Annotated in this window: 16 protein-coding genes; 2 read left to right on the forward strand and 14 right to left on the reverse strand. The window is 53.7% G+C overall.

All coding sequences use genetic code 11. The features are described from left to right. Positions 1 to 134 precede the first annotated feature (134 nt). Positions 135 to 1,025 carry a LysR family transcriptional regulator gene (locus CAG64_RS11715; protein ID WP_161447642.1) on the forward strand — a complete coding sequence of 297 codons (891 nt, stop codon included), beginning with the start codon at positions 135 to 137 and terminating at the stop codon, positions 1,023 to 1,025. A gap of 48 nt (positions 1,026 to 1,073) precedes the next feature. On the opposite strand, the gene CAG64_RS11720 is transcribed toward CAG64_RS11715, so the two are convergent. From CAG64_RS11720 to pilM, 13 genes are all read right to left on the reverse strand, one after another. Further along, positions 1,074 to 3,677, reverse strand: coding sequence for an ExeM/NucH family extracellular endonuclease (locus CAG64_RS11720; protein WP_161447644.1), 2,604 nt, complete (start codon positions 3,675 to 3,677; stop codon positions 1,074 to 1,076). Between the two features lie 328 nt (positions 3,678 to 4,005). Continuing rightward, complete coding sequence (gene trpS / locus CAG64_RS11725) at positions 4,006 to 5,022, reverse strand: tryptophan--tRNA ligase (RefSeq protein WP_161447792.1); 1,017 nt, start codon at positions 5,020 to 5,022, stop codon at positions 4,006 to 4,008. A 103-nt stretch (positions 5,023 to 5,125) separates the two neighbouring features. Further along, positions 5,126 to 5,830: a phosphoglycolate phosphatase gene (locus CAG64_RS11730; RefSeq protein WP_202600872.1), complete on the reverse strand. Its 705-nt coding sequence runs from the start codon at positions 5,828 to 5,830 to the stop codon at positions 5,126 to 5,128. Between the two features lie 39 nt (positions 5,831 to 5,869). Then, positions 5,870 to 6,541 carry a ribulose-phosphate 3-epimerase gene (rpe, locus tag CAG64_RS11735; protein ID WP_021704506.1) on the reverse strand — a complete coding sequence of 224 codons (672 nt, stop codon included), beginning with the start codon at positions 6,539 to 6,541 and terminating at the stop codon, positions 5,870 to 5,872. Positions 6,542 to 6,627: 86 nt separating this feature from the next. After that, positions 6,628 to 7,461, reverse strand: a complete 834-nt coding sequence (locus CAG64_RS11740) for a Dam family site-specific DNA-(adenine-N6)-methyltransferase (protein WP_021704507.1) — start codon at positions 7,459 to 7,461, stop codon at positions 6,628 to 6,630. 69 nt (positions 7,462 to 7,530) lie between these two features. Further along, positions 7,531 to 9,027, reverse strand: coding sequence for an SPOR domain-containing protein (locus CAG64_RS11745; RefSeq protein WP_161447790.1), 1,497 nt, complete (start codon positions 9,025 to 9,027; stop codon positions 7,531 to 7,533). Positions 9,028 to 9,091: 64 nt separating this feature from the next. Further along, positions 9,092 to 10,183 carry a 3-dehydroquinate synthase gene (gene aroB, locus CAG64_RS11750; RefSeq protein WP_161447789.1) on the reverse strand — a complete coding sequence of 364 codons (1,092 nt, stop codon included), beginning with the start codon at positions 10,181 to 10,183 and terminating at the stop codon, positions 9,092 to 9,094. Between the two features lie 30 nt (positions 10,184 to 10,213). Further along, entirely contained in the window at positions 10,214 to 10,732 is a 519-nt protein-coding gene (aroK, locus tag CAG64_RS11755) for a shikimate kinase AroK (RefSeq protein ID WP_021704510.1), read from the reverse strand. Between the two features lie 141 nt (positions 10,733 to 10,873). Next, positions 10,874 to 12,598: a type IV pilus secretin PilQ gene (locus CAG64_RS11760; RefSeq protein WP_161447787.1), complete on the reverse strand. Its 1,725-nt coding sequence runs from the start codon at positions 12,596 to 12,598 to the stop codon at positions 10,874 to 10,876. Between the two features lie 19 nt (positions 12,599 to 12,617). Beyond that, on the reverse strand, positions 12,618 to 13,127 hold the full coding sequence (locus CAG64_RS11765; protein WP_161447785.1) for a pilus assembly protein PilP: 510 nt from the start codon (positions 13,125 to 13,127) through the stop codon (positions 12,618 to 12,620). Next, positions 13,120 to 13,710 (reverse strand): type 4a pilus biogenesis protein PilO, encoded by a 591-nt coding sequence (locus CAG64_RS11770; protein WP_161447783.1) that lies wholly within the window; start codon positions 13,708 to 13,710, stop codon positions 13,120 to 13,122. The genes CAG64_RS11765 and CAG64_RS11770 overlap by 8 nt, the downstream gene beginning before the upstream one ends. Continuing rightward, positions 13,703 to 14,275, reverse strand: a complete 573-nt coding sequence (locus CAG64_RS11775; RefSeq protein ID WP_161447780.1) for a PilN domain-containing protein — start codon at positions 14,273 to 14,275, stop codon at positions 13,703 to 13,705. Before CAG64_RS11775 ends, CAG64_RS11770 begins: the two co-directional genes overlap by 8 nt. Next, entirely contained in the window at positions 14,265 to 15,182 is a 918-nt protein-coding gene (gene pilM / locus CAG64_RS11780) for a type IV pilus biogenesis protein PilM (protein WP_161447779.1), read from the reverse strand. The genes CAG64_RS11775 and pilM overlap by 11 nt, the downstream gene beginning before the upstream one ends. 142 nt (positions 15,183 to 15,324) lie before the next feature. On the opposite strand from pilM, the gene CAG64_RS11785 reads away from it, so the two are divergent. Continuing rightward, positions 15,325 to 17,862, forward strand: a complete 2,538-nt coding sequence (locus CAG64_RS11785) for a PBP1A family penicillin-binding protein (RefSeq protein ID WP_161447777.1) — start codon at positions 15,325 to 15,327, stop codon at positions 17,860 to 17,862. Positions 17,863 to 17,929: 67 nt separating this feature from the next. Here CAG64_RS11785 and oxyR read toward each other — a convergent pair whose 3' ends face one another. After that, positions 17,930 to 18,838, reverse strand: a complete 909-nt coding sequence (gene oxyR / locus CAG64_RS11790) for a DNA-binding transcriptional regulator OxyR (RefSeq protein ID WP_161447775.1) — start codon at positions 18,836 to 18,838, stop codon at positions 17,930 to 17,932. Positions 18,839 to 18,988 lie beyond the last annotated feature (150 nt).

The raw sequence follows: 18,988 nt of genomic DNA on the forward strand, positions 1-18,988 counted from the left end.
ATTATTTGATGACTATTCATGGAAACCAAAATGGTTTATTTCCCTCTAAATAGCGCTGTCATTATTTGGTGAATATCAGGTGTTGGCTAGATAACAAAATAAGAACCGAAGGTTACCAAGAAGGGAACAATCACATGTTGAATGAGTTAAAGCGTATCGCCATCTTCAATAAAGTGGTCGAATGCGGCTCGTTTACTTCCGCCGGCGCGTCACTGGGCATGGCCAAATCTAAAGTCAGCGAGCAGGTCCGCTCTCTGGAAAGCCGCCTCAATGTGCGCCTGCTGCACCGCTCGACACGTAAAATCAGCCTGACCACCGAAGGGCACGCCTTTTATCAGCACAGTAATGGCCTGTTGCCTCTGGCCGAGCAGGCCGTGACCGCCATCCAGCATTTGTCCAGCGATGTCGCTGGCGTGATCCGGATCGGCACCACCATCGATGTAGGCAGTTATGTGCTGAGCCCGTTAATTTCCAGCTTTTCAACGCAGTACCCGAATGTGGTGTTCGACATTCAGCTCGATGACGGGTTGCAGGATCCGGTTGCCGCCCAGTTGGATGTGGTCATTCGTATGGGCGAACTGACGTCCAGCTCCATGGTCGGGCGCGAGCTGGCACCGTTTGAAATGGGCGTGTACGCCAGTCAGACATACCTGGCTGACGCCCCGCCGTTGACACAGTTAAAAGATCTGGAGCAGCACCCCTGGGTCACGCTAACCCGGCTGAATCTGCCGCAGGATCGACTGACACTGACCAACCCGCAAGGCCAGCGCTGTGAAATCCAAACTCGGCCGAAACACATCTGCAATGCCCCATTGGGCGCGATGTCAATGGTCCAGCAAGGCATGGGCGTAGGCTTGATTGCCAACTTCCTCGCTGATGAGATCAAGGATCCCAGTCTGGTGCGACTGTTTGAGGACTATCACCTCCCGGATGCCACCATGAACATTCTGTATCCCAGCCGTCGTCACCTGACGCCGCGAGTACGCCTGTTTATCGACTATTTGATCGATGCCATTCGCGCCTGAAGCAAAAACGCCCCGTCGTTTGACGGGGCGTGAATCAGAGCGAGAGTCCTAGCGGCGACGGCGCCACGCGGCCAATCCGAACAACGACATCAGCATGCCAAGGCCAAATGAGCCCCCCATGTTCAGCTCCAGGACTGCCGGATCATGATCCGAGGCACGGAAGTGATCCTGATACTTCGGCAGATCGCCTTTGTACTCGTTGTTGTAATCAAACAGCGTCGATTCCCCGCCGTTGATGTGCCAGTCTGTGGCATCGACAAACTTGCCCTGCAGACTCGGGCTGATTAACAGGTGATCCAACGCCCCGACTTCGTCGTTAAACGAGTAGCTCCAACTGTCGGGATGCTGCATTGCCACGGCATTGATGTAGCCGTAGCTCTTGGTGATCAACGCCCCCTGGTCACCAAACTGAGGTTGACCATTGATGAAGGTGTTGCGCGCAGCTTTGATCGATTTTCCGTATTTCTCCGGGCTGTAATCCGTCAGTACCAGCATCGGATCTTCCATGCAGTATGAGTTCATGTCACCCAGAATGACTTTGTGACCGTCGATCTGCTCGAGTGCTTCTCCCAGCGCCACTGCCGCGGCAACACGAAAATTCTCACAAGATCCCTGTTTGTCGGCATCCAGTCCGCCCTGGCCCCCCTGCTCAATCGGTGCGGCGTCTTCCCAACATTTCGAGCCTTTGGATTTCAGGTGGTTGATCGCTACCGTGATGGTCTCGTTGGTGCCTTTGACTTTAAACGTCGGCGCCAGGGTATCACGCTGATAGTTCTTACCGTCTTCGATCACCTTACCGTCTTCATCCAGCACTTCCGGTGCCTGCTGGCTTGGCATTGGGATCACGCGGGTTTGTTTCAGCTTGACCACTTTTGGTCGGTAGATCACACCCGTGGTGATGACGTCAGTTCCGATGGTATCGTTCTGATCGGCTTTGCCGTCACCGTTAGTATCCAGCGCTGCGACGGCATAGCGGCGGTGTTTGTCGTCGATGCGCTGATTGAGCTGATCCACCAACTGACGAATGGCTCCGCCTTCACCAAAACCGTTGTTTTCGATTTCCATCAGGCCAATAATGTCAGCATCCAGACGCAAAATGGCGTTGACGATTTTCGCCTGTTGCAGTTCAAACTCTTCGTAGTTGTTCGCACCACGGTTACCACCGTGCGGGTTGGCGTCACCACCAAACGGCGAATTGAAGTAGTTGAGTACATTGAACGTCGCGATGCGCAGATCGCCTTCGTACATGTCTGGCTTCTCTGTGCGTGGATCGTTGCGTACAAAATTGTCCTGACTTAATGGCTGAGTCGCGATCAGGCGGTACTCACCATAGCTGTAGCTCAGTACGCCTTCCAGACCAACTAAGGTATCGTCGATGCGGATGTAATCCTCGGTTGACCCATTCTGATCCACATCGGTACGACCAAAGTCCGGGTAGTAAGGCACTTCGCCGTCTTTGGCTTTCTGATCAGATTCCACAAACAGACGGCGCTGTGCGTTTTCCAGACTCTGTTGCTGCGCCTGCTCGGAGCCGGCGGCAAACATTTGGTTTGGCTGCATATTGATGCGACCCTGTGCCAGCACCATATTGTTGCGACGTGCGTCATAGTCGTAACCAAACGTACGGGTCACGCGCATGTCGAGATCCGCCGATGTCTTCACCAACATGCCTTCGTAACGTTCCAGGGTCTGGTCAAAATTGGCATCCGACGGCAGAATCACAATCTCATGCGCCGTTGGCGCCGGCTGCTCATCCTGCTTCACCCACTGGTTATTTTCCGCTTTGAGCTGCGTCAGGTTGTAGTATTCCTGGACTTTCCCTTTCACGCACACCACATCGCCCGCCTTCAGGCTGGAGCTGGTTTGATTCGTGTGGACAAACAGGCCTTCGGAGGTCTGCGGATTGTAATCGTCTTCCAGAGACTGCAGATAGAAGCCTTTCGTCAGCCCGGTGGTCACGGCACTGACCACACCTTTGACATAGAAATCTTCGTCGGTGATGTACGGGTAGCCACTGATGAACGGAGAGGTATCGCCTTCACCCTGAATGGTTTGAATCGCGGTAAACTGGGGCTCAGAGCCATCGTCCATCACACAGGCAAATGCCGCTGGTGGCTCGCTGCCATCCAGACTGCCAAGTCCTTCCAGGCTGTCTTTGGCCAGACTGGACCATTGAGCTGGCTGGAAAGTCGCAGACGGGGTCATGCTGTCAGTGTTACGCACCAGCGTCACATCTTTGCCCCAGTCAACGTCGCCCATGTCACCCAGCACATCATGCACACTGCCATCTTGATTCAGCAGGGCCACCGGATCGTCACCGTTGAAACTGACAACCGAATCATTGGTGTCATCGCTCAGTGCCAGAATGTCACTGCTGGCCTGAGAATTGGCGATCACCAGTACACTGTGGGCCTGTAGCACTTTGCCTTGCAGCGACATGATGTCATCCCAGCTCCCACCGCCGTTACGCGATTTTGCCAGACGGTACCCATCCAAACTGACGGCCTCATCGCCGGTGTTGGCAATTTCAATCGCCTTGTTGTAACTGCCACCTTCAACGTATTGTGAGAGAAGGATATCCGCTGCTGCCGGCATGGCCAGCGTGCTGCTTACCGCCGTGGCGACCAGCGATAACGCGATGTTTCGTTTCATTAATCTGCACCTCAAATGGTTTCCATGTTCCTGAAGAATGAGAAACTGTGTGTTAAGTCACTATGAAATTGAGTAATTACGTAAAAACCATGAGCAGTGTTGATGATTTTTATGAAACTAAAAGTAACATTCAGTTACAGCGAGAGGTTTATCTCATAAATAGTGTGAATATTTGGATCACAGTCATATTTTCAACATCAGACGTTGCTGTTTTTCTAACAGATTGGATTTACTAACAAAACAATCAACATTTCATTGAAAAAATATCGCGGCCAAAAAAAAAGCCCCGCCGAATGGCGAGGCTTGTCCAAACCGGAATCACAGACGGTTAAGGGCGAGGAACAAAACCCACCACTTCGTACGCCTGTTTCAGGGTTTGCGCTGCGCGAGCTGAGGCTTTTTCTGCCCCGTCACGCATCACGCTGTTGAGGAAGTCACGGTCTTCACGAATACGGTGATACTCGGACTGCACGGGTTCCAGCATGGCCACCAACGCTTCACCGACGTCTTTCTTAAACGGCCCATACATTTCCACACCCTGGTACTGAGCTTCAATTTCAGCAAACGTTTTGCCAGTCGCCGCAGAATACAGACCCATCAGGTTAGAAATGCCCGCCTTGTTGTCCACGTCATGCGCAATACGCGGTGGGGTTTCCGTGTCGGTCTGAGCCTTGTTGATCTTCTTGAGGATCGACTTCGGCTCTTCCAGCAAGGTGATGACGTTCTTGCGGTTATCATCCGACTTGGACATCTTCTTCGTCGCATCCTGCAGGCTCATGACGCGCGCATTCACTTGCGGGATGTACGGCTCCGGAATGGTGAAGATAGGCTGCTCAGGGCTGTAGATATTATTGAATCGGGTCGCGATATCACGCGCCAGTTCCAGATGTTGCTTCTGGTCACTGCCGACCGGCACCTGGTTGGCACCGTACAACAGAATGTCTGCCGCCATCAGTACCGGGTAATCGTACAGGCCAACGTTGACATCGTTGGCGTAACGTTGAGACTTGTCTTTGAACTGCGTCATGCGGTTCAGTTCACCCATCTGGGTGTAACAGTTAAGAAGCCAACCCAGTTGAGCATGCTCAGGTACGTGTGACTGAACAAAAAGCGTGCTCTTCTTAGGGTCAACACCAACCGCCAGACAGATCGCCAGTGCGTCCAGCGTCGCTTCGTGCAGCGCTTTCGGATCCTGACGGACCGTAATCGCATGCAGATCCACCACGCAGTACTGACAGTCGTAATCGTCCTGCATCTGTTGCCATTGACGTAGAGCACCCAGGTAGTTACCGATACTTAGTTCACCTGACGGTTGAACACCACTCAATACAATGGGTTTGCTCATGGAATAGTTCCTTTGACTTCTTAATACCAGGGTTCAAAAAATGAAAAACCGTGCCCGCTGTCGCTGCACGGTTTAAGCAGTGTACTCATTGATGAGTATTTTGCTAGATCTTTTCCGCCAATTCGGCCGAAACGAGAACAACATCGAGTAACTGGGCAATGTTGTCGGCGACGTAGTCTGGACCGGCATTGGCGATAGGCTCACCATGGTTATACCCATAGGTCAGTCCAAACGAATGACAGCCGGCGTTTTTTGCCGCCAGAATGTCGTTTTTCGAATCCCCCACCATCAGCATCTGCTCGACGCGGATCTGATGTTTGTCGATCAGCCATTGCAGGGCAATCGGGTTGGGTTTTTTCTCAGCAAACGCATCTCCGCCGAGCACGTCCACAAAGAAGGAATCGATACCGTGTTGCGTCAGGATCTCCGGTACAAACTGGGACGGTTTGTTGGTCACCAGCGCCAGCACAAACCCGGCATCACGCAACTCTTGCAGTGTCGCTTTGACATTCGGGTACAGGTGACTCAGCTTGTGATGCGTCTGGGCATAAAACGCATCAAACAGTGTCCGAGCCTCTGCCAGCAAAGACGGCGACAACGCCGGATCCACCGTCATACTCTGACTCAGCGCACGGCCAATCAATACGTCCGCACCGTTGCCAACGTAGTCACGCACCTGCGTTTCGCTGACGGCGGGATAACCAAGTTGACGTACCGCCTGATCAGCGGCCACGGCCAGATCCGGCACGCTATCGAGCAAGGTGCCATCCAAATCAAACGCAATCAGCTTAATGTCATTCAAATTCAAAACCGTATCCTGTTTCAGGGTTATTGTACTTTTTCAGGGTTATTGTACTTCGGCCAGTTCAGCGCGCATTTGATCAATCACTTGCTGATAATCCGGCTGGCCAAAAATCGCCGAGCCGGCAACAAACATGTCTGCACCAGCCTGAGCAATTTCGCGAATGTTGTCGACTTTCACTCCCCCGTCGATTTCCAGGCGGATATCGCGTCCGGACTGATCGATCAGTTGTCGTACCGCGCGCAGTTTATCCAGCGTATGGGGAATGAACGACTGACCACCAAAGCCAGGGTTGACCGACATCAACAGGATCATGTCGACTTTGTCCATGATGAACTCCAGTTGCGACAAGGGTGTCGCTGGGTTGAGTACCACGCCAGCCTGACAACCGTGCTCTTTGATCAACTGCAGCGTGCGGTCGACGTGTTCCGAAGCTTCAACGTGAAAGGTAATCATCGACGCGCCGGCTTTGGCAAAATCCGGGATGATGCGATCAACCGGTTTCACCATCAGATGCACATCGATCGGTGCCGTAATGCCATAGTCGCGCAGCGCTTTACACACTGGTGCACCAAAAGTCAGGTTCGGTACGTAATGGTTATCCATAACATCAAAGTGCACCACGTCGGCGCCAGCCGCCAACACCTTCTCTACGTCTTCACCAAGACGGGCAAAATCCGCTGACAGAATCGATGGAGCAATAAGAAAATCTTTCATACCTGACCTCTGGGCAATTGGGAAGAATGCAATCGATGGCTGCAATTCTACCCAACCGGGCACAGAGATCCTAGAAGCGGAGTGAATTATTCCTGGTTATCGTCGGCGGGTTTGAACAAGGCGAGTAACTCATCGACCTTATTGCGCCCGGCGCCATTACGGCTGATGGTGCGTTTGACTTTGACCACGTTCAGTTGCGCGCCATGGTATAAACGGCGCGTCAGCGTAGTATCGTGATTGGAGATCAATACTGGAATGCCACGCTCTGTGGCGGCCTTTTCTGCCACATCCGCCAAAGCGGCCTGATCATCCAGCGTAAAGCCGTTGCCAGCGTAAGAGGTGAAATTGGCGGTCGTCGACAGCGGCGCATACGGCGGATCGCAGTACACGACACTGCCTTTGCGTGCGCGCTTAAAGGTATCGGTATAGCTTTCACAGACAAACGTCGCCTTGCGGGCTTTGTCGGCAAAAAACTCCAGCTCTTGTTGAGGGAAGTAAGGTTTTTTATACGAGCCGAACGGGACATTGAAGCCGCCTTTTTTGTTGTAACGGCACAAGCCGTTAAAACCAAAGCGGTTCATATACAAGAACGCCAGTGAACGGAACATCACGTCATCGGATTGATTGAACTCAGCCCGGATCGACAGGTACGCCTCTTTGCGGTTGTTGTCAGGCGTAAACCAGCGCTGCGCTTCCGAGATGTATTCCTGAGGACGCTCTTTGAGCAAATTATAGAGATTGATCAGATCCGGATTGATGTCCGCCAGTAAATAATGATCGTAGTTGGTATTAAGAAACACCGAGCCCGCTCCCACAAACGGTTCAACCAGTTTACGAGCATCCGGGAGGTGGCGCTGAATATCTTCGACTAGACCATATTTTCCACCTGCCCATTTCAGGAAGGCTCGCTGCTTCTTCATCTACTGCTCTATCTATCAACCGCAAAAATAAGGCTGCGGAATGTAACATATTTTCAGGTGAATCTCAGGCTATTTTGCACGTTCGATCTCGCGCTGTACCTGACGAATGGATTTTGCCCAGGGCTCAAGCTGTTGCAATGCGTCCGGTAATGTCGCCACCGCATCACGGGCCAGTTGGATAGTCGGATAGTTCTGGTAGGTAACAATATACCAGTCCTGACCGCTACGTACCGTCGGGTAGACCCGCACTTTTCCGGCCAGCTGATACTGATCGATAAACTGCTGTACCTCTTGCAGACTGGTGACCGCCGCCAGTTGCAAAGTGTAACTGCGCGGTGAAAACGCCATCAGTTCTTCACGGGCAAATGAGAATTGCACTGCGGCTGGAGATGCAGCCGGCGCAGGCGGAGATGCTGTGGTGTCTGGATCCGGAGTCTGGCGGACTGGCGTGTCAGCTGAGAGTTTATCTTGCACTTTGCCGTCTTCGGCCGTGTCTTGGGCCACCGCTGGTGTCTTATTCGTGGCCTTTGAGCTGGTTTTACCTTCCAGTAGCGCGTCCACCACATCCGATGTGATCACCACCCGTTGCTGCTTGCTGTCGGCTTCACCGACCGAAGCTGTGGTATCAATCACATCCGGCGGCAGCGCCGCTGAATCGTCGTCCGCACCGGAGGCGGGCAGTTCACTCACATCGCCAGAAGTGGCTGTACCATCCTGCGGCAGTGTCGGTATCACAGTCTGTTCGCCGCCGGCGGTCAACTGCTCAATGCGCTCACCCGGCCCCGGCTGACTCATCATCCACCAGTAGCCGCCGCCAAGCAGAAGCAACAAGATCAGCACCAGCAGCGCAATTCGTACTGGAGAGCCGACGATGGAACGAATAATGATGCGTTTTTCAGCCTTCTGTTCACTGAGTGCCATAATCTCCCCCGGCGTGAGCGTCACTTTACGATACGCATGGCGCACCTGGCGTTCCATGTCATCTTCAACATAGCGCATCACCAGCTGTTCAAAAAACCGATCAGCCTCATTTTGCGAGAATGACTCAATTTCAATGTCGATCGGCCGGATATCCTGCCCGTCACTGAGTCGTTCCAGCAACCTATCGAGACTGCCGCTCTGACTGAACAGCACCACGCTGATGTTCCAGGCTGGTTGTTGCTGAGCGCGTTGCACTAATCGCCACAGCTCAGAAATCAGACCTTCACTCAACAGATGGGCGTCATCGACCACGATGACCAGATCGCAACTTTCGCCATCCAGCATGCGCGTGAGGCTGTCAATCAGGCTGTCCTGAGGATTGAACGTACCACCGGACACGACTTGAGACAGCAAGGTAGAACGACGCTGATGGTCATCCTGACTCGGGTGACACAGCAACAATGACTGATCTTTGTCGCTGACCCAAGCTTCCAGATAACGTTGCGCCAGCCAGGATTTACCTGCCCCGGCGACGCCGGAGACATTCACCAGATTGGAACCAAACTCGGTCAGCAACCGCAGTCGCTCAAGCACTTGCGTTTGTGAGTCCAATTCCAGTACACGTAATTCATGAGACAAACTCATTGCGGCCGTCCTACCCGTTCAGCTATCTGCTATACCGTTGATTTTAGAAAGATAAGTATTCAGGCTATACCAAATCGCGACAGGAGTCGATCGCTTGTTCGATCACGGCTTCCGGTACCCCTTTGACCACGTCGGCGGTGCCGATACTGGTCGGCAAAACCAGACGCAACTCACCAGAGAGTACTTTCTTGTCGCGCATCATGTGTTGGAGGAAATCCGTGAATGTCATGCTTGGTGGTGTGTGCACCGGCAGGTTGGCACGACGCAGCAACGCCACGATTCGCTCCAAATCGACATCATCAATCATTCCCTGCAGTTGCGCAGTTTTGGCAGCCATGGCCATGCCTGAGGACACCGCTTCACCGTGCAGCCAGTTGCCGTAGCCCAGCTCCGCTTCGATGGCGTGGCCAAACGTGTGACCGAGATTCAGCAGCGCGCGAATGCCCGATTCTTTTTCATCTTGTGCCACCACTTCGGCTTTAATTTGGCAGCAACGGGCAATAGCGTAGGTCAGGGCTTGCTCGTCCAGTGCATACAGCTTATCCAGGTTGGTTTCCAGCCAGGTAAAGAAATCCGCATCGTAGATGATGCCGTATTTGATCACTTCGGCCATACCGGCAGCAAACTCTCTCGCTGGCAAGGTTTTGAGGCAGTCGGTGTCAATGATGACGGCTTTCGGCTGATAAAACGCGCCGATCATGTTCTTACCGAGCGGATGATTCACGGCCGTTTTGCCGCCCACGGACGAATCCACCTGGGACAGTAAGGTGGTCGGGATCTGAATAAAATCCACACCGCGTTGATAGCAGGCAGCAGCGAATCCGACCAGATCGCCGATCACACCGCCCCCCAGGGCCACGATGACGACATCACGACTGACATTGCCTTCGAGCAAAAAGCTCATCACCTGGTTAAAAGTATCCAGAGTTTTGTATTGCTCACCATCGGGCAGCGTCAGCAGCGTGGCGTCACAACCGCGTTGTTCGAGCAAACTCAGAATAGTGTCAGCGTACAAAGGGGCGACCGTTTCATTGCTGATGACGACGACTTTTTGCTGCGCTGATAAGAGAGAAAGGTGGGCCGGATCATTGAATAATCCGGCACCAATTGAGATTGGGTAGCTACGCTCATCTAAACTGACCGTAATCCGTTCCATGGTAATCACTCCAAGGCTAAATAAAACGACTTAACGTTCTTCTAGCATTTTTACGATCTGGTTGGCTACCACTTTTGCACTTTGATCGTCCGTACGGACCGTGTAATCTGCGATTTCTTCGTACAGAGGGTTACGCTCTTCAGCCAGAGACTCCAGTACTTCACGCGGGTTGTCAGTTTGCAGTAGAGGTCGCTTCTTGTCGCGGTTGGTGCGTGCAAGCTGCTTCTCGATTGTTGTTTCCAAATAAACAACGATGCCACGGGCAGACAGACGGTTACGGTTCTCTTTGCTCTTGATTGAGCCACCACCGGTAGCCAGAACAATACCTTGTTCTTCGGTCAGATCATTGATCACCGCTTCCTCACGTTTACGGAAGCCTTCTTCACCTTCAACGTCAAATACCCATGCGATATCGGCACCTGTACGTTCTTCAATCACAGTATCTGAATCAACAAACTCCATATGCAGTTGTTGAGCTAGGTGTCTACCTATTGTGCTTTTGCCGGCGCCCATTGGGCCAACAAGGAAAATATTGCGTTTCTCAGCCATGTTTAGCAGTAATTTACAACGTTAATTCAATGACATCGCCACAAGAGACATCAGGCAGTCGCCTGCGATAGGAATGCTTGTGGCACCTATTCCTCACCGATAATTCGTGATAAGACCCGAAATTATCTAGATAAGGTGCCCCTAATGCAAATTTATTTTTCTCTCATCGCTGTTGGGCCGATCCGGCACCACACGCGGAGTGACAAAAATCAGCAGCTCACTTTTACCTAACTGCTCATAACTGCGGCGGAACAGCGCCCCGAGCAGTGGCAGATCACCCAGCAGTGGCACCTTGTCAGTAGTGTTGATGATGTTGTGCTGGAAAATACCGCCCAGCACCACGGTTTCGCCGTTGTTGACCAATACCTGAGTGCCAATCCGCTGGGTGTTGATCGCCACGGCTTCCCCTGTCCCGGTTTTGACCACTTCCCCGGGGCGGTCCTGCGTGACATTCAAATCCAGTATTAAACGGTTATCCGGTGTGATTTGCGGCGTCACTTTAAGACTCAGTACCGCTTTTTTAAACGCCACCGACGTCGCCCCGCTGGAGGTGGATTCCAGATAGGGGATCTCGGTGCCCTGTTCGATGTACGCCGCCTGTTTGTTGGTGGTGATCAGCCTCGGACTGGAAATGATTTCCGCTTTGGACTCGCGCTGCAGCGCCGACAGTTCCAGATCGAGCAGCAGATCCGAACCGAGCTTGGCAACCTGAAATGCGATCGACGACGCTCCCGGAGAACTGGCGGCGAGATTGACGTTAAGAAAATCATCCACCGGTAACTGCTCGACATCTGCCAGACCCGCCTGGAACCAATTGCTCTCGATACTGGCACCGACACTGGTGTCACCATGTGTGGTATTGAAGCCCCAGCGAACCCCCAGTTCATCGAGATTACCTTCACTGATACTGACAATACGCGCTTCAATTTGTACCTGTTTGACCGGCACATCCAGTGCCGCCACCATCTGCCGGATCTCCCTCAACAACAGGGGGGATTCACGGATCAGCAACGCATTAGTCCGTTGGTCCACCGAGATCGCGCCTTGCTCCGACAACATACTGAAGGCACCATCACCCCCCAACATCTTTGCCACATCGACGGCGTTGGCAAAACGAACCGGTATGATGGCCGACTGCAGCTCCCCGGCCCTTTGCGCCTGACGCTGATGCTGAGCCCGCGACTCCAGTTCCGCCAGTGGCGCTACCAACACCACATTGCCCTCAACCTGCTTCCCCAAGCCTTTGACCTGTAAGATGGTGTCTAAAATCTGCTGCCAGGGAACCCCGTCCAGACGCAGAGTCAAATTACCGCTGACCGAATCAGCGACCACCAGATTGAATTGGTTGTAGTCGGCAATCAGCTGCAACACACTGCGTACCGGGATGTCCTGGAAGTTGATCGACATAGGCTGGCCACGTGCAGCAAAACGCGCTTCCTGAGGCGACGTGTGACGCGCAGCAACCGTCATCACCAAACGCGCGCCATCGAGTCGATAGTCGTATTCAAACGCCCCATCAATCGCCAGTTGCAACATCGCCCCATCGGCAGTTCGGCTTATCTTTATGCGTGAGACAGGTGTCGCGAAATCGGTCACATCCAGGATCGCCAGTTGCGCATCATCAACCTGAGTGTGCAATAGCTCCACCAGCAGCCCGCTTTCAACTCGCCGGACATCCAGCACCACTGTTTCAGACGACAGCACCGCCACAATGTTGGCTTGTTGCGACTCTCCAAGGCCAAAATCGACGCTCAGCAATTGATTCATAGGGGCGGCCATTACTGACAAACTGAGCAGCGCGTGCAGCAGAGCACACCATAAATAGAAGGTCGGTGAGCCGTGGGGACGTAACAATCCGTGTTTCATAATTCCTTTCCGTCGTCGTTTATTGCATCGTCAGCGTGACTGGGTGGCGGGTCCAGCATCCGTCTCCGTCGGGGAGAATCTCTTCTACCACCAGTTGGTGATCAGACACCTCCAGTACCTGACCGGCCGCAGTGCCCAGCCACTCTCCCGGCGATACAGATTCAACCCGGCCTTGTGGCGTTGCAACCAACGCCCGGATGGCTCTCCCTTTGCCCATGGTGCCGGTTAAGCGCAGTGATGCGAGTGCCACACCAGCCAGTCGCACAGGCACACTGCTCGCGGGCGGCACCACACCACAACGGGCTGCAGGCTTGTCGGTTGTTGGCACCACCACATCCTGCGGCAGAGCGAACGGCGAGCGCGCCGCTGATTGGCGATAGACCGCCGTTGGAACGCCACTATCCAACACGTCAGGGGCGATGGAGGCAGCAGGGTCTGCGGGCACTGTCCAGTTCGGCAACGCCTGCTGATTCGCACGGCACCCACACAGCAATGTGACCCACAGCAGCACACGCATGACGTTAGTCATTCGGCTTTCCCTCAGGTTGATACTGATAAGTAACGGCGCGCGCCCGCACCTGCAGTTGCTCACTGTCCGGCGTGACCCTTTGCCAGCGCAATTCATCGAAATGGATCAATCTTGGCAACGCCGCAATGGCGGCCACAAAGCGGCCGATATCGTGATACTCACCCTTCCATTCCAGATTCAGCGGCAGGCGATACAGATCGCCCTGTCGCTGACGCGCACCCCAATCGATGCGGCTGATCGTCAGTTGGTGCTGCACACCCGCCTGATTTACCGCCGCCAGCAAACTGGCCAGCTCCTGCTCGGCAGGTAACGCGCGCAACTGCGCGTCAAACGCTTGCTGGGCTTGACGCAATTGCCGTTGCTGAGCCGGAAGCTGCGCCACCTGCAACGCCGTCCGTTCAAGGTACTCACTGAGCTCGCTCTCCTGCTGACGCAGTTGATGCAGTGTCGTTAGCTTGGGAGATAAGTAAAATTGATAACCAAGCAGTTGCATCAACAAGAGCCCGGCGACCAACGCCCCGCCCTGCGCGATACGCGGCCACTCCGCCATATCCGTCAGTTCCAGAGCTCGCCACTCAGTCATTCTCATTCACCAAAGGCGCCTCTTCGAGCAAAGAAAAAGACAACTCAAATTGCGCAAAAGGCCGTTCAAAGCGTGCGACTCCCTGGATCACTGAGTGCATATTGATGCCACTCACTTGCCTGGCTTGCTCAAGATTGGCCAGCAGACGAGTCAACGTCGCGGTGTTATCACCGACCCCGCTCAGACGCACCCGCTGGCCATTGAGCGTCAACGTATCCAGATACACGCCGTCCGGGATCCACCCGGGTAACGCATTGAGCAGATTTGTGGTCCGGTTACGCTTCGTCTGTATGGCGGTCAGGATCGCCTGACGCTGCGCCAGCGCGTTGAATTTCTCACGGGTATCAAGCCATTGATGGTGGTGACGGGCCAGCACTTCCTGTTGCTGATGCAACAGGGTCATCCGACGTTGCTGATGCTGCTGTTGGGTTTCGAGGTAAGCGCCCCCCAAACGTAAGGCAATGCCGCTTAACAGCGCCATCACTAGCGCCATGAGATAAAAGCGGCGCCGGTAGCGGGCCTGCTCGAACTCTCGCCAGGGGAACAGATTGATGTCATGCACCATAGCGAGACTCCTGCCAGTGTAATGCGCGCAGCGCAATACCAAGCGCGCCCGCAAAAGAAGCGCCACCTTGTGGAATTTGTTCCAGTAACGGCCAGGGCGACTCAAGCTGACAAGGCAGTGCCAACGCGGCAGACAAACGCGGCGCCATACTCTGCGCGCCCCCGCCAGTCAGCACAAGGCACTGAACACTCTCCTCACCGTGAACCGAGCGGCACATCTGAATATCACGCCGAAGCTGACAGATCAGTTGCTCCGGGTCCAACCGCGGAGTGTCTCCGGCCGGGCGATGCTCCAGCGTCTTGTAAAATGCCGGCTGAGTGACAAAATTACGCCCTATCAATGTACGCGTTAAACCAACATCCACCAGCAACGCGTTGCGCTCGCCCAGCGCAGGAGTCTGCTGCCAGAGTTGCAACAGAGCCTGTGCATCCGTCGTCATGTACAACGGACGCAAACCGGCCCGTTTGAGCACCCGTGTCCACTGTTCGACCAGCTCACGTTTGGTGGCATACACCTGATAACGCAGCTCAACAGACGAAACGGGCACAAAATCCAGACTCAGCTCTTGCGCCGGAAACGCCGATTGGCGGACAAATGCCTCACTGACCGCCAAGGCTTCCTCGTCCGCAGCAGGGGCGCTATCTAGTTGTAAAGTTTTGGTTATTACCACATTGTCGGGGACAGATATCGCGACTTTGCCATTAAACCAAGGCAATCCCTTCCTTAGTTCTTTGAGTTTCTTTACAATTTCCTGATAATTTAACTTGTGGTTATCAGAGAATATGGCGTTCGTTACTGCCACCTCATGATAACCAACCAATACGTGTGCTCCGCACACAGGTTTGATCACCACAGCTTTAAGACTGTGATGACCGATATCAATGCCAGTAACTAGTGATTTACCCATACAGCTTAGCTCCAGTGACTATGCTTAGCTCAGAACGCTTTAGTTGGTGGTTTAACAACACGACGAAATTTTTGAGCTAAGTTTTTAGCTTAGAGTACAAGGGTTTGCATATACGCAGCCTAAACTAATCAGGGATTATCCGGTGAAGTTCATAAAGCGATTGTTCATTTTTATATTGATTTGCACGATTCTTGGAGTCGGTACAATTTTTGGTTTTTACCTGTACGTAAAACCAGAATTGCCAGACATCGCGACGCTCAAAGACGTCAAACTCGAGACTCCGATGCAAGTCTTCAGCGAAGACGGGAAGCTGATTTCACAGTTTGGTGAAAAACGTCGAATTCCGGTCACCTACGACGAAATTCCGCAGCATCTGATCGAAGCGCTGATTGCGACCGAAGACAGCCGTTTCTATGAGCACCCGGGTGTGGATCCGATTGGTATTGCTCGTGCCGCGTTCGTGGTCGCCCTGTCCGGCCATGCTAAACAAGGGGCGAGTACCATCACCCAACAATTGGCTCGTAACTTCTTCCTCACCAACGAAAAAAGCATCATGCGTAAAGTCAAAGAGATCTTTATCGCCGTGCACATTGAACAGTTGCTGAGCAAGCAGGAAATCATAGAGCTGTACGTCAATAAGATTTTCCTCGGTTACCGCTCTTACGGATTCGGTGCCGCAGCGCGGGTCTACTTTGGGAAAGACCTCAAAGATCTGAGCCTGAACGAAATTGCCGTTCTGGCCGGTATGCCGAAAGCGCCGTCGACCATGAACCCGCTGTATTCGATCGAGCGGGCGACCTCGCGCCGCAATGTCGTACTGATGCGTATGCTGGATGAAAAATACATCACGCAACAGGAATACGATCAGGCGCATTCTGAGCCCGTTGTGGCCAGCTACCATGGCGCGCAGATTCAATTGCATGCGCCGTATGCCGCAGAGATGGCCCGGGCCTGGGCGATTGCACAGTACGGCGAAGACGCCTACACCTCGGGCATGAAGATCTTTACGACCATCGATTCTAAGCTGCAGGAAGCGGCCAACCGTGCCGCGATCGACAACCTGCTGGGGTACGATGAACGTCATGGTTACCGCGGCGCTGAAAAAGTGCTTTGGAAAGACGGCGAAACAGCCTGGACAGTCAAACAGATCGACGCCGAGCTGGACAACGTACCGACGTATGGCCAACTGATCCCGGCAGTGGTGACTAACGTTGACGGTAAGAGTGCCACCGTCGAAGTCAAAAACCGCGGAGCGCAGACTCTGCAATGGGATGAGATCGACTGGGCAAGAAAGTTCATCAATGACAATCGTCAGGGCTCAGCCCCGAATAATGCCAGCGATATACTGAACGTCGGCGAACAGATCTGGGTACGCCAGGTCAGTCAGGCAGCAGAAAAAGAGGGGGAGCCCGCTCGTCAGGTATGGCGTTTAAGCCAGGTACCAAGTGCTCAAACTGCATTTGTCGCCGTTAATCCGGACAACGGCGCTGTGCTGGCAATGGTGGGCGGATTTAACTACGTACACAATAAGTTTAACCGTGTGACCATGTCAGTGCGTCAGGTGGGATCCGGTATCAAGCCGTTCATTTACTCCGCCGCGCTCGACCATGGCATGACCCTCGCGACGCTGATCAATGATGCGCCAATCAACAAATGGGACAAGAGTCAGGGCACCGCGTGGCGTCCGAAGAACTCACCACCAACCTACGTCGGCCCTACCCGCCTTCGCGTTGGTCTGGCTCAGTCGAAAAACGTCATGGCTGTGCGTGTACTGCGCGCCGTCGGACTGGATGAAACCCGGAATTACCTGCCCCGCTTTGGCTTTGACATCAACCAGGTGCCACACTCTGAGACCATCGCTCTGGGGGCTGGCAGCCTAACACCAATGAAACTGGCGCAGGGTTACTCAGTCTTCGCCAATGGCGGTTACTATATCGAACCTTTTGTCATCAAGCGTGCCGAAGGGCCGTTTGGTGATGAGCTGTTCAAGGCTACGCCGAAAACCATCTGTCGTCAGGACTGTCCTCAAGAGCCACAACCGACCGCAGCCAATGAGTTTGCTGAGCACGACGTCACTGAGACCACCGAAAGCAGCGAGACTCCATCATATGCACCTCAGGTGATCTCCTCTCAGACGGCCTTCCTGGTACGAGAAATGATGTACAGCAACATTTGGGGTGGTGGCAGCTGGCGCGACGGCACGGGTTGGAATGGCACCGGCTGGCGGGCTCAGAAACTGGAACGTCGCGATATCGGCGGTAAAACCGGTACCACCAACGATTCCAAAGACGCCTGGTACAACGGTTACGCGCCGGGGATCGTTGCCATTGCCTGGGTCGGCTTTGACGATCACAACCGCAACCTGGGACGCACCACACCGAACCGCAACTTAGGCAAAGGACAAATTTCCGGCGCCGAAGCCGGGGCGAAAACCGCCCAGCCAGCCTGGATTGAGTTCATGCGCACCGCGCTTAACGGCGTACCACAGCAAGACAAAGCGATCCCGGCCAATATCGTTCGGGTACGCATTGATCGCGACAGCGGTATGCTGACCAATAAGACTGATGGCAGTTCAATGTTTGAGTATTTCGAAAACGGCACCGAGCCGAAAGAGTACATCAGCGACAGCTTCAGCGACAGCATCTACAGCAACAGTGAAGACGACGAAGGCCTGTTCTGATCCGGGCTAAAACGCAAAAGGCTGAAGGGAAACCTTCAGCCTTTTTTATACCGATGACCGATTCAGTTCAGGCCGCTTGCGAAGCGTGATGCTCGGTGAGACGCGCTTTGATGGCTGCAGCCAGCTGTTCAAAACGCTGTCTTAACGGCGAGCCTGGGCGATAAACCAGTACAATACTGCGAGACGGTTCCGGGTTGACCGCTTTGAGGTAACACACCCCATCTTTTTGCTGTTCGCTTGGCAGTGACAGCTCTGGCAAGAGAGTAATACCCGCGCCAGCCGCGACCATATTGCGCAGCGTTTCCAGGCTGGTGGCCTTAAAACGCTCATCGTCTTTGGCGCCGGCCGCAAAACAGAAACCGAGTGCCTGATCGCGCAGACAGTGGCCGTCCCCCAGAGCCAGTACGGTTTTACCACTCAGCTCATGCATGTCCACTTCATCCAGCTTGGCCCATTCATGATCGCACGGCACCGCAACACTCAGAGGTTCGTTATACACTTCAATCTCTTTAAACGCTGACGTCTCCGCGACTGACGCCAGCACCAGGCAATCGAGCTTGCCATCTTCCAGTTCGCGCACCAGTTGCTGGGTCTGGGCTTCATGTAGGTAAAGCTCCAGCTCAGGGAACTGGTCTTTAAGGAACGGGACAATACGCGGCAATATGTACGGCCCCACGGTGGGAATGAAGCCAATGTGCATCGGTCCGCTCATGGCGCCACTTTGACCGCTGGCCATGTCACGAAAGTTTTTGACTTCGTTCAGTACCCGCTTGGCCTGCTCCACCAGTTGCAAGCCCGACTCGGTGAACAGTACCCGGCGGCTACTGCGCTCGAGCAGCACCGTACCTAGCTCATCTTCCAGCTTGCGAATTTGCCCGCTCAGTGTCGGCTGACTGACGAAACAGGCCTCGGCCGCTTTGCGGAAATGCTTATGTTCTGCCAAGGCAACCAAATATTCAAAATCACGAATGTTCATCGCTGTTTTGATCTCCCCATTTAATAGAAAGGAACTATCAAAACCATAGCATCAAACGATTAGAGCTATCAAAAGGTTTTTTCGATAATAACGTTATTGCATGCAGCGCACCACTTACCGCGTCGCATTGACCGAACTCTAAGAATCAGA

The sequence above is a fragment of the Vibrio sp. V38_P2S17PM301 genome, assembly GCF_009904845.1.
GTDB classification, from domain to species: domain Bacteria; phylum Pseudomonadota; class Gammaproteobacteria; order Enterobacterales; family Vibrionaceae; genus Vibrio; species Vibrio proteolyticus.